Genomic DNA, 14,300 nt, shown 5'->3' on the forward strand with positions numbered 1-14,300 from the left:
TGATGATCGCCATGTCTTCTCGCCTCGCTAACCCGTTTCCTGCCCTGCTACGCCCGCTCGCCCTGCTGATGCTGCTCTGCATGTCCATGCTGCCGACGATGCACGTATGGGCGCAGGAGGGCGTGGCGACGGTGCGCCTGGATGGCCGCGCGCTGTTCCGTATCGGCCCCAGCGAAGAACTCGAAGCGCGACCACGGGCACGGCAAATCGAACGGCAACTGGCAGCCGTGCTGGAAACGCCCAAAGGCATCACGCGGGCGCGTATCGAGCCAACTGAATCCGAGGAGGATGAGGGGCTGCAGATCAGCGTAGCCGGACGACCGCTGATGGTGGTCTCGCCGGCCGATGCCGAAGCCAACGGCCAGCCGCTCGACCGACTGGCCCGCGACTGGGCAGCGATATTCGACCGGGCTCTGGCAACGGCTGCCAAACGCCGTGATTCAGACCGTGGGCGGTTCTTGACCTCGGTGCAGTCGAGCGTCGAAAACGCCTTTGCGCGCCTGGTCGAATCCGCGGTCAATATCATTCCGCGGGTACTGGCCGCCCTGCTGGTCCTGCTGTTGTTCTGGGGGCTGGCCACCGGCGTACGCGCGCTGATGAAGAAAATCGTGCGTCGCCTGGCGAATGATCTGACCGTCGAGAATTTAGTCCGGCAGGTGAGCTACTACGCGGTCTGGGTGCTCGGCATCATCGTCGCAGCGAGTGCTTTTGGCCTGGAGCCCAGCACCCTGGCCACCGGCCTTGGCCTGACCAGTCTGGCGCTGGGTTTTGCGCTCAAGGACATTCTCTCCAACTTCGTCAGTGGGCTGCTGATCCTGACGCTGCGGCCGTTCCAGCTGGGCGACCAGATCATCATCGGCGAGACCGAGGGCAGCGTGGAGCGCATCGAGCTGCGCGCCACCCAGATCCGCACCTATGACGGACGCCGCGTACTGGTCCCCAACGCCGAGACCTTCACCTCGCGTGTCACCAACAACACGGCGGCGCCAGTCCGCCGCGGCAAGGTGGTCTGCAAGCTGTATTACGGCATCGACATCGAGACCATCAGCGCCGTGATGCGTGACGCCGCCCAACAAACACCCGGTGTACTAGCGACTCCGCACGCCGAGGTCCTGCTGATCGATCTGGGCGACAGTCAGCTGGTCTTCGATGTGCTGTTCTGGTGCGACTCGCGCCGCTCGGATTTCGTCACCACCGCCTCGGAGGTACGCAAGGCCCTGGTCGCCGAGCTGCTTAACGCGGGAATCACGCTGCCAGATCAGGCGAGGCAGCACATCGTGGTACATACGCCGAAAAGCTGATCGCGGCTCCTCGTGCCGTCGAGCGCTGCTGCATAACCGCTTGAAGACATGGCAGGCGCAGCCCCAGGCGCTCGCCCTCCCGAGCGCCGCCAAGACCTGATTTCGTTACAGGCACGAACCGAAACGGGCGATGAACCGGAACCGCATCAGCTAACCGCGGTCGAGTGTAGGTCGGCGCGCTATACCGCGGCGCAGACGGTGCACGAGCCAAAAGGTCAAACTGAATGAGGCAGTTCCTGGAAAACGCGGTGCTGGTAGGCGCCCTGTCGCTGTTACTGGCGGCCTGCTCCGATGACGAACAAGGCCAACAACCGGCACCACCACCGCCCGAGGTGGAAGTCATGACGGTCGACCCTCGGCCGATCCCCAACATTATCGAGCTTCCAGGGCGGGTCCAGGCTGTGCGCATTGCTGAGATCCGCGCCCGGGTCAACGGCATCATCCAGAAGCGGTTGTATGAGGAAGGCACCGACGTCGAGGTCGGCACGCCGCTGTTCCAGATCGATCCGCGAGAAATGCGCGCCAGTTTGAAGGCCGCCAAAGCCGCGTTGGAACGCGCTGAAGCAACAGCCCTGAACGCCGCTCAGGATGTCAGGCGCTACAAAGGCCTGGTCGCCAAGCAGGCCATCAGCCAGCAGGAATATGACACCGCGCAGGCCACCTTGCGCACCGCCAAGGCGGATGTGTCCCAAGCCGAGGCTAACGTCCAGTCGGCTGAGCTCGATCTGGAATACACCACGGTCGAGTCCCCCATCGAAGGCCGCGCAGGTCGCGCCCAGGTCACCGAAGGTGCGCTGGTCAGCGCCAGCGAGGGCACCCTGCTGACCACGGTGGAGCAGTTCGATCCGGTGTATGTGAACTTTGCTCAGTCTAGCTCCGATCTGCTGCAGATTCGTGCACGGCTTGCCTCCGGCGCGCTGAAGCTGCCTGACGACGGCCGTGTCGAGGTAAAGCTGATCCTCGAAAACGGCGCCGAATACTCGCATCCCGGTTACGTCAACTTCTACGCCATGAGCATCGACGAAACCACCGGCACCGTGGCCGTGCGTGCCGAATTCCCTAACCCGGACCGCCTGCTCCTGCCCGGTCAGTTCGTCCGGGCCCGGATGAATGCCGGCACCCGTCCGAACGGCGTACTGATTCCGCAGCGCGCCGTCATGGTCAATGACCAGGCGGCGCGGGTGCTGCTGGTGGGTGAGGACGACAAGGTCGCCTCGGGCGAAGTCGAACTGGGCGAGCTGCAGGGCAGCGACTGGGTCATTCGTGATGGCCTCAAGGCTGGAGACACAGTGATCGTCGAAGGCGGTGGCAGCGTCCGCAAGGGCGCAGCTGTGCGAACCACCCCCTTCCAACGTGAGGAGCCGCCGGAACCAACCGAGCCGTCGACCACCTCAGAGTCCGCACGATGACGCCTGCGTTCTTCATCCGTCGGCCGGTATTTGCCTGGGTCATCGCGCTGGGAATCTTGCTAGGCGGTGTGCTGGCCCTGCGTTCGCTGCCCGTCGAGCAGTACCCGAGCATCGCGCCACCAGCGCTGCGCATCGGCGTTACCTATCCCGGTGCTGACGCGTCGGTGCTCGAAACCAACGTGACCCAGGTGATCGAACAAGAGCTGAACGGCGTCGAGGGTTTCCTCTACATGGATTCCTCGAGCCGCTCCAACGGTAGCGCCTCGATCGAGCTGACGTTCGAGGCCGGCACCGACATCGATATCGCCCAGATGGAAGTGCAGAACCGCCTGAGCCGGGTCGAGCAGCGCCTGCCGGAGGAGGTTCGCCGGCAGGGTATCCAGGTGTTCCAGGCATCGCGGGACTTCCTGCTTATCATCTCGCTGTTCTCCGAGAACGGCACCATGAGCACGCTGGAGCTGGGCCACTTCGCCACCACCCGCGTGCTCGACGAATTGCGCCGCGTGCAGGGCGTCGGCGATATCCGCGAGTTCTACACAGCCTATGCCATGCGCATCTGGCTCAATCCGGACCGCCTCGCCAGCTTCGGCCTATCCGCCGCCGACGTGCTGGCTGCAGTTCAGGAGCAGAACAGCCAATCGGCCGGCGGCGCCCTCGGCGATCTGCCACTGGCTGAAGGCATCGAGATCAACGCACCGCTGGAAACCCGTGGTCGCTTCAGTACGCCGGAGGAGTTTGCCTCGATCATCCTGCGCGCGACGCCGGACGGCTCGGCGATACGGCTGCGCGACGTGGCCCGGGTCGAGCTCGGCGCACAGAACTACACCTCGCGTAGCGAGCTCAATGGCCAGCCTGCCGCGGGGCTCGCCGTGCAGCTATCCCCCGGCGCGAACGCGCTGGACACGGCGGCAGCAGTCAAACAGCGGATGCGCGAACTGGCCGAAGGCTTTCCCGAAGACATCGCCTGGACGGTGCCATTCGACTCGACGCCGTTCATCTCATCTTCGATTCAGCAGGTGGTGGTCACCCTGCTCCAGGCGATGGCGCTGGTGGTGCTGGTGATGCTGCTGTTCCTGCAGAACTGGCGCACCACGGTGATTCCCACCATCGTCATACCAATCACCCTGGCAGGCACCTGCCTCGGACTCTGGATAGCCGGATTTTCGATCAACCTGCTGAGCCTGTTCGGCATGGTTTTGGCGATCGGCACCCTGGTGGACGATGCCATCGTGGTGGTGGAGAACGTCAAACGAATCATGGACGAAGAGCAGCTGCCGCCCTACCAGGCCACGGTGAAAGCCATGGAGCAGGTCACCGCGCCGATTATCGGCACGACCGTCGCGCTGATCGCCGTGTTTGTGCCGCTGGCGTTCTTTCCAGGTTCAACCGGCGGCATCTACCGCCAGTTCGCCGTGACGCTGTCGATTGCCGTGGCCACCTCGACGGTGCTGGCGCTGGTGCTGACCCCTGCGCTCTGCGCAGCGCTGCTCAAACCGAGCCAACCGGACGACGGCAAGCCCGGTCTGAGTCAACGGATCTTCGGTCCGTTCAACCGCTGGATGGAGCGCACCACCGACCGTTACCACCATGCAGTCGGCGGCATGCTCGCCCGGCCCCTTTGGTTTCTATTGGCGTTTGTCGGCTTGCTGGCGCTGACGGCCTTTCTTTACCTGCGGATGCCCAGCGCTTTCCTGCCCGACGAAGACCAGGGATCTTTGATGACGGTGATCCAAGCGCCAGCCGGCGCAACGATCGAGCGCACCGAGGAAGCCGTCGAGCAGGTCAAGGCGTTCTACGCCGAACATCCACTGGTCGAGGACGCGATCACGGTCTACGGCTTCAGCTTTTTCGGTCAGGGCCAGGCGCACGCGATGTCCTTTGTACGGCTGATCCCCTGGGACCAGCGCACCGAAGACGGCAGTTCTGCCCAGGCGCTGGTGCGCGAAGCCATGGGACGCTTCTCGCAGATCAAGGAAGCCCGGGTGTTCGCCCTGAATCCCCCCTCGATCCCCGGACTGGGTGTGGCCGGTGGCTTTACCTTCAAGCTCGAAGACCGTGGCGGCGCGGGTTACCAGGCGCTGCTCAACGCCCGCAATCAGTTACTGGGCAAGGCCAGCGAAAGCCCTGTGCTCCAGAACGCGCGACCTGAAGGCGCCGATGACGCGCCGCGCCTGCGGGTCAACATCGACCGCATCAAGGCACGGGCGCTGGGGCTTTCGATCAATGAGGTCAATGCAACGCTGGCGATCGCCTTCGGCAGTGCCTATGCCAACGACTTCAACCGTGACGGACGTGTCCTGCAGGTGCTACTTCAGGCCGAGGCGCCCTATCGCATGACGCCACAGGATGTGCTCGATCTGAAAGTGATTAACGACCAGGGCGAGAGCGTGCCATTTGGCGCCTTCACTACGGTGGACTGGACCGAAGGGCCGACCCAGTTGCAGCGTTACAACGGCTACCCGGCGCTGACCCTGTCCGGCAGCGCCGCGCCCGGGTCGACTACCGGTGAAGCGATGACCGAGATGGAGCGGCTGGCATCCGAGCTGCCAGGCAGCTTCAGCTATGAGTGGACCGGCGCCTCGCTGGAGGAACAGCAGGCCTCTGGACAGGTCGGTCTGTTGCTGGGGCTGTCGCTGCTGGTGGTGCTGATGGTCCTGGCCGCGCTGTATGAAAGCTGGACGGTGCCCATCGCGGTCCTGCTGGTGGTGCCATTCGGCGCGCTGGGCGCCGTGCTGTTTGCGATGATTCGCGACCTCCCGGCGGATGTCTACTTCAACGTCGGCCTGGTGACCATCATCGGCCTGTCGGCGAAGAACGCGATTCTCATCGTGGAGTTCGCCATCGAAGAAGAAGGCCACGGCAAGAACCTGACCGATGCGGTGATGAACGCAGTGCGCCTGCGTTTCCGCCCAATCCTGATGACTTCGCTGACCTTCATTCTCGGCATGCTGCCGCTGGTCCTGTCGACCGGTGCCGGCGCGGCGGGTCGGGTTGCGGTGGGTACCGGCGTGATGGGTGGCATGATCGTCGCCACCCTGCTCGGGTTGTTCTACATCCCCCTGTTTTATCTGTCTGTGCGTCGCTGGCTGACCAAGCGTCGACCACCAACTGCTGAAGACAAGGCGCACCCAGCCGAGGAAAAGGAGGCGCCGGACAATGCCTGACCCGCGGTTGAAATTTGCACCCCTACTCATGGCCGGTTTGCTTGCTGGCTGCCAGCTCGCGCCGCCCCATAAACAGCCGCCCTCCCCCAGCGCTGCGCAGTATCCGGCTGAATATCGACCGATGGACGGCGAGGTGCTGGCCAGCGAGATCGGCTGGCGCGAGTTCCTGGAAGATCCACGCCTTGAGCTGTACATCGAAACGGCCCTGCAGCGGAATCGCGACCTGCAGATCGCCGTGGCCCGAATCGAAGAAGCCCGCGGCCAGTTTGGCGTGCAAGGTGCCGACCGCTACCCGACGCTGGCTGCAACGGCCGATGCCAGCCGCGGCCGCTTTCCCATCGGCAGCGCTGGTGCGGCAGGCGGCGCTTCCTCGAGAGCCGCCGGTGGTTCGAGCAGCCAGATCACCGAGCAATTCTCGGTAGGGCTGGGCATCTCCGCGTTCGAACTCGACTTCTGGGGGCGAGTACGCAACCTCACCGAGGCTGCGCGTACTCAATACCTCGCGACGGTCGAGGCGCAACGCGCCTTCCGGTTGTCATTGATTGCCGATGTGGCCTCGACCTACCTCGCCGTCCGCGGCGCTGAGGCGCGCATCGATCTGGCCGAAGCGACGCTGCAGAGTCGCCGCGATGGCCTGCGTATCGCTCGCGTGCGCTTTGAGGCGGGGATCACCTCAGCGCTGGATCTGAACCAGGCGCAGGCGCTGCTGACCCAGGCCAAGACCGAGCTGGCCAGCTTGCACCTGATTCGTGCCGAGCAGAGTAACTATCTCACCCAGCTGCTAGGCGGGCCGCTGCAGCAGCCATTGCCGGCGCCGCTACCGCTGGCCGAACAGATTGAACCGCTGCAGCTGGATGCCGGGCTGCCATCTGAACTGCTGCTGGTAAGGCCGGACATTCTAGGTGCCGAGCTGGACCTACGCGCGGCGCGCGCCAACATCGGCGTGGCGAGGGCGGCGTTTTTCCCGCAGATCTCGCTGACCGGCAGCTTCGGCTATATCTCCAACGAGTTGGACAATCTGGTCAGCCGTGACAACCGCACCTGGAGCATCGGGCCCAGTCTCTACCTGCCGCTGTTCGACTTCGGCCGCAACCGCGGCAACCTGACCGTCGCTGAGGCCCGTGAAAACGTGGCTGTAGCCGAATACGAAAGCACCATCGAAACCGCCTTCAGGGAAGTGGCTGATGCCCTCGCCGGCCGCCGCTACCTGGCCGAACAGGTCGCCGCGCAGGCCGAAAATGTCGCCACACTGCGACGCATCGCCGATCTCGCGCGTGAACGCTATGCCGAAGGCGTGGTGAACTACCTGCAGGTACTCGATGCCGAGCGCAACCTGTTCGACGCCGAACAGGCGTTCGTAGAGGTCAAGCGTGCTCAAGTGCAGAATCTGGTGAGTCTGTACATCGCGCTGGGTGGCGGAACGCAGGTTTCGTCAGCACCAACCGGTCCAGCGCAGCGGGACGCGACCTCGAATCGCTAAGCCGCGGAACAGCGCCTTTCCCGACCTACGGCGACGAATCCTCAACCGGGCGTGATGGTCCAAAAATCACCACATAACGACCTGAGGAAATGAAATGGGCCTGTTCGACAAGATCAAAGACAAACTCGGCATGGGCGGCGTGAGCAACGAAGCACACAAGCCGGTCGATCGGAACAACACTCCGAACCAGCATGCGCCGGATACGGTTGTTGATTCGGAGCGGCCTACCGCCGCACACAACGCAACCACCACGCCGCCCGGTGTGGCGCCCAGCCCCGAAGGCGTAGCTCACTCAGCGGGTTCCTCAACCAGCGCAGTGGACGTTCCAGCAAAGCTCGACGCCATGGCCGCCAATCATCCGGAACAGCTGAACTGGCGCACCTCCATCGTCGATCTGCTCAAGCTGTTGGGTCTGGACAGCAGCCTGGAATCGCGCAAAGAACTCGCCACTGAACTGGGTTGCCCGCAGGACAAGATGGGCGATTCAGCCCAGATGAATACCTGGCTGCACCGCACCGTTATGCACAAGCTCGCCGAACATGGCGGCACCGTTCCGCCTGAACTGCGGACCTGATAGACCTCCGCGCTTCGCCGGGTGCTGGTCACCCGGCAAGTACCGACTTGCAGCAGGCTGGCTCCTAGAAAAATAGGTGTGCAAGCCATGTAGGAGCGAGCTTGCTCGCGAACTGGCTGAGACGCCTCGTTCCACCAGTTGTTCGTGCGAACCCAGGATCCACGCTGGCTAGACGTAATTAGCTAATGCCACCGTTCAATCGTCCAGCGACGGCCCGATCATCTCGGCCAGTTGCGGATACACACCTGGACAGGCGACAAGATAAGGATTGCCGAGCAGCAACCCATCATTGCGGAAGAAGTCGTTGACCTGACCGCCCGCCTCTTTCACCAGCACCAGCCCGGCCATGCAGTCCCAACTTTTCAGCTCCGTTTCGTAATAGCCGAGCAGTCTTCCGGCGGCCACGTAGGCGGTCATCAGTGCGCCTGAGCCGTTTCGGAAGAACATGCCACCTTCGGCCAGCAGCTTTTCCATGAACGGAATGAAGTGTTCTTTACCACGCGGATGGAACGTGCCGGTGGCGGTCACGCCTTGCCCGACGCGTGTTGCCGTGCTGACCTTCAACGGCGTGTCATTGACGAATGCACCTCTACCCAGACAACCATGAAACAGCTCGTTGTGGTTGGGATCGGCGATAGCGCCCAGGTGCGGCTCGCCGTCGATCAGCAGGCCGATCGACACGCACCAGTTGTGCAGGCCATTGACGAAGCAGGCGGTGCCATCGATCGGGTCGATGACCCAGACGCAGCGTGCGCCCAGATCAGCCGAGCCACTCTCTTCCCCGAGGAAGCCGTCCTCAGGGAAGAGCTGAGTCAAGCGCTCACGGATAAAGGCTTCGATCTGCTTGTCGGCAATGCTGACCACGTCCTGCAGATCGTCGCCCTTGTGTTCGACCGTCAGTGCCTCACGCTTGCGGTAGAAGTCCATGCCCAGCTGTGCGGCCTCGAGGGCAAGGGATTTGGCGCTGGCATAGCGCGCGTCGATATCGAGGAATTGCTCGGAAGTCATGACCGTCCTGTGAATCGGGTGCGCGGGTGCCGCGCGGAAGGCAGATTCTAGAGAATTGGTGGCAACGGTCATACCGGACGATGCCGCTTGCGCGCATTAACGCGCCGATAAACGTCCACCTTGAGCGGCTGACCAGGCGGAGCCGCTCATAATAGTCAATGCTATTCGTCGCCCTGCTCGTGCAGGCGCACATTGAGCTCATCGACCACCGGCGCCCATTCAGCGTCGTCCATCAACTGTTCCTTGAGAAACGAGCCTTGGGCGTCGCTCCAGAACGGCGCTTCGGAAACCTTCATATGGTTGGGGATCGGACGGTGGCTGGCGATGAAGGCGTCGATACTGGCCGGGTCGGAAGGCAGGCCAAGTTGCTCGAAAAGTGTACCGAGGTCTTTGTTGGGTAATTCCATGTAAGGGCTCCGTCAGGCTATGCAGAAAAACTGGACCGCCTCGCTGGCAATCCTCTACTAGATAGAGGTGGTGGAGCGCCGCACAGTTCAACCGGAAACAGGCACGGGACCCATAGAGGCCCATTTTCGTACCGAGCAGAAATAAAAAAACCCGCCGCAGCCAAAAGGCCGCGACAGGTTGGAAAAGGTCAAGCGGCCTTGTCGAAAAGCTGCCGCCCCTGATCGAGACATTGGTCGACCAGCCACTTGCCATGGGCGATGGATGCCCGCTGTGCCTGTTCGAGCTCCGCCATGAAGGCGTGCCCCACCGGAAGCGCCATGCGTCGGGTCGTCTGCCCCTGGGGATTGCTGATACGGCATCCGCCGGCCCACGGAGTCGGCGTGCCTGGATGTTCCATTACCTCTGCGGTAATGACGTGGTCACGGTATTCACACTGCATCATGGTCATGATGTCACCTCGCCTGCTGGTGGCACGGGTTGGCCGGAGCTCGCCCACGTGCCTGATGGCCCCCCTTTCCGTCCGTTAAGTTGCCGCAGAGTCTCGAGCGCACGATAGCCCGGCGTCCAATGCAGCTCCTCCATTGTGTATAGCACAGGCACCAAGGCTCGCAGGCCCGGTCATCGGATCGACAGGGCCATGTGAGAACGGGCTATGGAAGGTCTTTAGCGGGAGGCAGGCTTCGCGGGTGAAGCCTGCCGGGTGCAGGGGACGACAGCAGTCAGGAGCTGCGCAGTTGCTCGTCGGCAAGAAAGTCTTCTTCAAGCAAGGCGTCACGGCCTTCGACTTCCAGAGTTTCGCCTTCCAGAGGCGTCGGGGCTGAGGCACGCTTGCTGCGCAGCTTGCCAAACTGATGATTCAAGGCATTGTTGAGCTTGTCGATGGCGCCATCGACCGCCAGTTCCAGCGAGGCCGCCTTGTGCGTGACCGATACCGGTTGCAGGCCTTTGGGTCGAGCCTCGATTTGGCAGCGCTTGTCCTGCGCGCCAGCCTTGACGCCGTTCTCGTCGTTCAGGTGCACCACGACGCGGGTGACTTCGTCGTCGAATCGATCCAGCTTGTCGGCAACACTGCCACTGACCCACTCAACGAGACGGGCGCTGCCTTCGATGTGGTTATCGCTATGAACTTGGATCTGCATATGCTCTTCCTTCTACGCGATCAGGTAACCACCGTTCAGCCACAAACGGCCTGATCTAGGAATGCCACTATTGTGCAGAATAAGCAAGACCAAGAAAGCCGCGTTTCGCTTGTGGTAAATGGCCGGGGTCTGGCGGTGTGATATCGAGAAATGGAATCAGCTGTCAGCGGACAGTTTCTTCTTCGGATAGATGTCGTAACGGCTGGACTTGCCCTCGAGGCTGTAGCCCGGCTTGGGTCCCACGATGGTGGGCGCTTTGCGTGGCCGCTTCACCACTACCCGATGGCTGGCCAGCGCCAAAGCCTGTTCGAGCAAGGCGCCCGCATCCAGATCGTCCCCGACAAAAGGCCGGAACAGGCGCATTTCCTTTTTCACCAGGGCGCTTTTTTCCCGGTGCGGAAACATCGGATCGAGATAGATGACCTGCGGCGGCTCGCCCTGCCACTGGCGCATCAACTCAATGGCATTGCCCTGCCGCAAACGCATACGTTCGACAATAGCGCGCACCTCGGCATCCTCACTACCGCGCCGCAAACCATCCTCCAGCAGCGCGGCAATCAAAGGCTGGCGCTCGAACAGCACCATTTCGCAGCCCAGCGTCGCCAGCACGAAAGCATCTCGGCCGAGGCCCGCGGTGGCGTCGAGCACACGGGGACGGATGCCGGGTTGGATGCCTACCGCCTTGGCGATCATCTGACCGCTGCCACCGCCGAACTGACGACGATGCGCAGCGCCGCCTTCGACGAAATCCACCCGGACCGGCCCTGGCGCGTGAGGGCCGAGCAGTTGCAGTTGCAGGCCGGCCTCCCCGAGCTGCAGGGCGAACTCCGCCTCGTCCGCCTGCACCGGCAACCCCAGCCGCGACGCCCAGGCGCCGACCAGCTCCGCAAATTGCGGTGCGAGGGCTTCGATACGGACCAACGGGCATGAGGCGGTCATAGGGGAAACTCAGGGTCGGAAAAACGCCACATTTTGCCAGAGGCAACGCCCGGATGCCTCAGCGGCACATGCCGAAACCGCCCATATCCACATGGAAATGATCGTGATGAGCCGCGTTGTACTCAGGGCTCAGGGTGATCTTGAAAACATTGCAGGCAGCCGCCTTTACGTCGCGCAGGAAGTGCGCTTTGTCGTCATCGCCGTTCCAGTCGCGCGCAACGGTAATGCGCGTGCCGTCCTCCAGCCTGAAGCCGGCCAGGTCCAGCGCGTTTGCCGAAGCGTGCTGGCTTCGCCTGTTGCTTCGCGCGATATTGCGGCAGGCAAAGCTGCCGAAATGATCGACCCGAACCACAGGCTGACCGAAGACCCGCTGTGCGGCAGGCTGCAGACCATGCCTTTCGAACAGCGCATAAGCCGCGGCCAATGGACAGGTCGCCAGAAAAGCGCCGTTGAACCGCACGCCCGAGTCGCTGACGCGTACGGCATTTTCGACCGGGCAACCGGGCTGCGGGGTGCTGTCAGGCACAGCCACGTAGTTCAAGCCGGAGGTCTTCAAGGCTTGTTCACACAGTGCGCGATCCTGCTGCAACCGTTGCAGTTTGAACGAGGTCAGCAGGTTCGGCGCCTCGCGGATATCCAGTGGCGCCCAGGGGTTCCATTTCGCCGGGACGTCCACATGCCCACGCCAGACGGCATAGGCGAACCCGGCCAGAGCGACGAGCAGCAACAGGAATACACGGCCTAAAGTCATAGGTGTTTCGGCAACGCCGAGACTTGAAGGTTGCAGCGCAGCCGGTAGCCCTTGGACTTTCAGCGCTGCCCAGGCGCGCCGAGCAGTGAGAGCTGCGAATCGGTTTGCATGGGTGGCGCGGCCAACGGTGGCAAGCCTGGGAGCAGCGCGCTAAGCAGGTCATGGAAACGCATGGCCAGATCCGGTGCCAGCTGGTTGTCAGGGGTATGCAGGTAAACGTGCGGGCGCTTGCCCGCCTCTATCCACTCAGCGACCTTGCTCAGCCAAGGGGCCAGGAAGCGATCGTTAGCTTCCAATTCGGGATGCCCTACAAAGCGGAGCTGCGGAGATTCGCTGAACGCCGCAGGCCGCACCGGTAACCGCGGTTTCTTGCGCTGGGCATGCAGCAACGCAGGATCGCTGGACCGACAACTGAACAACGCACGGGTGTCCATGCAGATCCGCTCGACGCCTCGCTCACGCAGCATCCGGTTCAACGCCCGCTCCTCTTCGCCTTTGGCAAAGAACGCGGCATGCCGCACCTCCACGGCAAGTGGGCGATCCAGCGTCTCGATCAGGTGCGCCAGCTCGTCAAGACGCGCCGGGCCGAACGACGCGGGTAGCTGCAACCAGAACGGCGTCACCCGTGACCCAAGGGGCGCCAGGAGGGCGAGGAACGAGCGGATCAGATCCTCGACTTCACGTAAATCAGGCGCCTGACTGATGTCACGCGGCAGCTTGGCGCAGAAGCGGAAGCCTTCCGGCATCACAGCTGCCCAGCGCTCGACTTTCTGCGCAGAAGGCCAGGCATAAAGCGTGGTGTTGCCCTCGACCGTGTTGAATACTGAGCAGTAGCGCGCCAGGTAATCGCTCGCGGGCAGCCCTGACGGATAGAGCGAACCGCGCCATCCGGCATCGTTCCACGACGGGCAACCGAGAAAATAGGGAAGATTCAAACGGGTTCAATACGCCTCAGGCGTAGAGATCAAGGCCGAGCACTTCATGGGCGTCGAGGTCGGCCGTGAAGCTGGCGGTAGTGCCATAGCTCTGCAGCGCCTGAGTGGCACGGCTGGTGAGCGGACGTTCCATCATGGCCTCAAAGCGCGCCGGCATGAAGTCGCCGGAGATAACCGAACCGTAGTCGGCCGACTGGCTCTTGCTGCCTCGGGCGAGGTATTCGTAGGTGGAATCGGCTTGGCTGGCCGGCGTGACGATAGACTCGCGCGCCTGTTCCGCAGCCCTTTCGCTTTCGCGATAAGGGACCGGCGCACTGCCAGGATGGGCAGGACGTTCGATGGGATAGGCTGAGGGGGCGAGACCGTTGAGGCGCATCATTCACCTGTTCAAGTTGGTCGACTCTAGCGAGCCGACCCGCAATTGGCAATGCCGCTGGTCATCGCGGGGCCTTGGGCGTGGCGACGTTATCACGCAGGTAGATCGGCTGGGCTTGATCGGCCTCTACCGCTTCCCCGCGCGCCCAGGCAAAGCCGGCCAGCGTGAGCAGATCCAACGCATGCGGCAGCAGGGTAGCGTCGCTTGCGGAGGTCTGAACGGCGAGCCGCGCGCCATAACCCCAGCCGGTGCCCGCACCGAACCATTGGCCATCGCTTGCGCGAGGCAAGCTGACCTGCTCCGGCGGCAACACCGCCTCGCTGCCAGCCAGCTGCATCTCACCCTGCTGAACCCGGTAGCACCCCCAGTAGACCTCGTCCATACGGGCATCAATCGCCACCGCAACCTGCTCAGTTCCCTGCTCTCGGTGCGCCCGCTGGGCAATGGTCGCCAGGGTCGAGACAGGCAGTACTGGCCGCTCCAGCGCGAACGCCAGGCCCTGCACCACACCAACCGCGATACGCACTCCGGTAAAAGCACCGGGACCACGGCCAAACGCCAGCGCATCGACTGCCGATAGGGCAATGCCTGCGTCGCTCAGCAGCGTCTGGATCATAGGTAGAAGACGCTGGGCATGCAGCCGCGGAATCACCTCGTAATGGCTCAACACTCGACCGTCATGCAACAGCGCGACGGAGCAGGCTTCGGTGGCGGTATCCAGGGCCAGCAGCGTGGTCATCAGATGTTCCGGTCGGCAGGGAAAAGGGGCGCGATTGTAGCAGTTGCGCTTGTGCCGATTGAATATCGAACTCCTTC

The 14,300-nt window shown here is 62.9% G+C and carries 14 protein-coding genes; 5 read left to right on the forward strand and 9 right to left on the reverse strand.

All coding sequences use genetic code 11. The annotated features are described in order from the left end of the window. The first annotated feature begins 11 nt into the window (after positions 1 to 11). The 5 genes from ACSSNI_RS13045 to ACSSNI_RS13065 all read left to right on the forward strand — a co-directional run bounded on the left by ACSSNI_RS13045 (position 12) and on the right by ACSSNI_RS13065 (position 7,928). A complete protein-coding gene (locus ACSSNI_RS13045; protein WP_234484548.1) occupies positions 12 to 1,301 on the forward strand; it encodes a mechanosensitive ion channel family protein in 1,290 nt (429 codons plus the stop codon). A gap of 224 nt (positions 1,302 to 1,525) precedes the next feature. Next, positions 1,526 to 2,710 (forward strand): efflux RND transporter periplasmic adaptor subunit, encoded by a 1,185-nt coding sequence (locus ACSSNI_RS13050; RefSeq protein ID WP_200639084.1) that lies wholly within the window; start codon positions 1,526 to 1,528, stop codon positions 2,708 to 2,710. After that, the gene (locus ACSSNI_RS13055; RefSeq protein ID WP_200639082.1) at positions 2,707 to 5,874 is read left to right on the forward strand and encodes a multidrug efflux RND transporter permease subunit; all 3,168 of its coding nucleotides are present in this window, start codon (positions 2,707 to 2,709) and stop codon (positions 5,872 to 5,874) included. The genes ACSSNI_RS13050 and ACSSNI_RS13055 overlap by 4 nt, the downstream gene beginning before the upstream one ends. Then, complete coding sequence (locus ACSSNI_RS13060; RefSeq protein WP_200639080.1) at positions 5,867 to 7,354, forward strand: efflux transporter outer membrane subunit; 1,488 nt, start codon at positions 5,867 to 5,869, stop codon at positions 7,352 to 7,354. Before ACSSNI_RS13055 ends, ACSSNI_RS13060 begins: the two co-directional genes overlap by 8 nt. Positions 7,355 to 7,448: 94 nt before the next feature. Further along, positions 7,449 to 7,928 carry a DUF3597 domain-containing protein gene (locus ACSSNI_RS13065; RefSeq protein WP_200639078.1) on the forward strand — a complete coding sequence of 160 codons (480 nt, stop codon included), beginning with the start codon at positions 7,449 to 7,451 and terminating at the stop codon, positions 7,926 to 7,928. A gap of 195 nt (positions 7,929 to 8,123) precedes the next feature. Here the strand turns inward: ACSSNI_RS13065 and ACSSNI_RS13070 are convergent, their stop codons facing one another. From ACSSNI_RS13070 to tsaB, 9 genes are all read right to left on the reverse strand, one after another. After that, positions 8,124 to 8,936, reverse strand: a complete 813-nt coding sequence (locus tag ACSSNI_RS13070; RefSeq protein WP_200639076.1) for an inositol monophosphatase family protein — start codon at positions 8,934 to 8,936, stop codon at positions 8,124 to 8,126. 161 nt (positions 8,937 to 9,097) lie between these two features. Then, the gene (locus ACSSNI_RS13075; RefSeq protein ID WP_200639074.1) at positions 9,098 to 9,343 is read right to left on the reverse strand and encodes a DUF2789 domain-containing protein; all 246 of its coding nucleotides are present in this window, start codon (positions 9,341 to 9,343) and stop codon (positions 9,098 to 9,100) included. A gap of 188 nt (positions 9,344 to 9,531) precedes the next feature. Continuing rightward, positions 9,532 to 9,792, reverse strand: a complete 261-nt coding sequence (locus ACSSNI_RS13080; protein WP_102835971.1) for a hypothetical protein — start codon at positions 9,790 to 9,792, stop codon at positions 9,532 to 9,534. A gap of 271 nt (positions 9,793 to 10,063) precedes the next feature. Further along, on the reverse strand, positions 10,064 to 10,483 hold the full coding sequence (locus ACSSNI_RS13085) for an HPF/RaiA family ribosome-associated protein (protein ID WP_102835970.1): 420 nt from the start codon (positions 10,481 to 10,483) through the stop codon (positions 10,064 to 10,066). Between the two features lie 156 nt (positions 10,484 to 10,639). After that, entirely contained in the window at positions 10,640 to 11,422 is a 783-nt protein-coding gene (locus ACSSNI_RS13090) for a class I SAM-dependent methyltransferase (protein WP_200639072.1), read from the reverse strand. A gap of 58 nt (positions 11,423 to 11,480) precedes the next feature. Further along, positions 11,481 to 12,173, reverse strand: coding sequence for an extensin-like domain-containing protein (locus tag ACSSNI_RS13095; protein WP_200639070.1), 693 nt, complete (start codon positions 12,171 to 12,173; stop codon positions 11,481 to 11,483). A 59-nt stretch (positions 12,174 to 12,232) separates the two neighbouring features. Continuing rightward, positions 12,233 to 13,108, reverse strand: a complete 876-nt coding sequence (locus ACSSNI_RS13100; RefSeq protein ID WP_200639069.1) for a DUF72 domain-containing protein — start codon at positions 13,106 to 13,108, stop codon at positions 12,233 to 12,235. Positions 13,109 to 13,124: 16 nt separating this feature from the next. After that, a complete protein-coding gene (locus ACSSNI_RS13105) occupies positions 13,125 to 13,487 on the reverse strand; it encodes a hypothetical protein (protein WP_234484547.1) in 363 nt (120 codons plus the stop codon). 58 nt (positions 13,488 to 13,545) lie between these two features. Further along, a complete protein-coding gene (gene tsaB, locus ACSSNI_RS13110) occupies positions 13,546 to 14,223 on the reverse strand; it encodes a tRNA (adenosine(37)-N6)-threonylcarbamoyltransferase complex dimerization subunit type 1 TsaB (RefSeq protein ID WP_200639068.1) in 678 nt (225 codons plus the stop codon). Between the last annotated feature and the right edge of the window lie 77 nt (positions 14,224 to 14,300).

It is taken from the genome of Stutzerimonas tianxiuensis (genome assembly GCF_053470365.1).

Bases quoted from the DNA above. Each gene is read 5' to 3' on its own strand.
- ACSSNI_RS13045 (WP_234484548.1), top strand. From the start codon at position 12: ATGTCTTCTCGCCTCGCTAACCCGTTTCCTGCCCTGCTACGCCCGCTC.
- tsaB (WP_200639068.1), bottom strand. From the start codon at position 14,223: ATGACCACGCTGCTGGCCCTGGATACCGCCACCGAAGCCTGCTCCGTC.
- ACSSNI_RS13095 (WP_200639070.1), bottom strand. From the start codon at position 12,173: ATGACTTTAGGCCGTGTATTCCTGTTGCTGCTCGTCGCTCTGGCCGGG.
- ACSSNI_RS13075 (WP_200639074.1), bottom strand. From the start codon at position 9,343: ATGGAATTACCCAACAAAGACCTCGGTACACTTTTCGAGCAACTTGGC.
- ACSSNI_RS13080 (WP_102835971.1), bottom strand. From the start codon at position 9,792: ATGACCATGATGCAGTGTGAATACCGTGACCACGTCATTACCGCAGAG.
- ACSSNI_RS13090 (WP_200639072.1), bottom strand. From the start codon at position 11,422: ATGACCGCCTCATGCCCGTTGGTCCGTATCGAAGCCCTCGCACCGCAA.
- ACSSNI_RS13065 (WP_200639078.1), top strand. From the start codon at position 7,449: ATGGGCCTGTTCGACAAGATCAAAGACAAACTCGGCATGGGCGGCGTG.
- ACSSNI_RS13055 (WP_200639082.1), top strand. From the start codon at position 2,707: ATGACGCCTGCGTTCTTCATCCGTCGGCCGGTATTTGCCTGGGTCATC.
- ACSSNI_RS13050 (WP_200639084.1), top strand. From the start codon at position 1,526: ATGAGGCAGTTCCTGGAAAACGCGGTGCTGGTAGGCGCCCTGTCGCTG.
- ACSSNI_RS13060 (WP_200639080.1), top strand. From the start codon at position 5,867: ATGCCTGACCCGCGGTTGAAATTTGCACCCCTACTCATGGCCGGTTTG.
- ACSSNI_RS13105 (WP_234484547.1), bottom strand. From the start codon at position 13,487: ATGATGCGCCTCAACGGTCTCGCCCCCTCAGCCTATCCCATCGAACGT.
- ACSSNI_RS13085 (WP_102835970.1), bottom strand. From the start codon at position 10,483: ATGCAGATCCAAGTTCATAGCGATAACCACATCGAAGGCAGCGCCCGT.
- ACSSNI_RS13070 (WP_200639076.1), bottom strand. From the start codon at position 8,936: ATGACTTCCGAGCAATTCCTCGATATCGACGCGCGCTATGCCAGCGCC.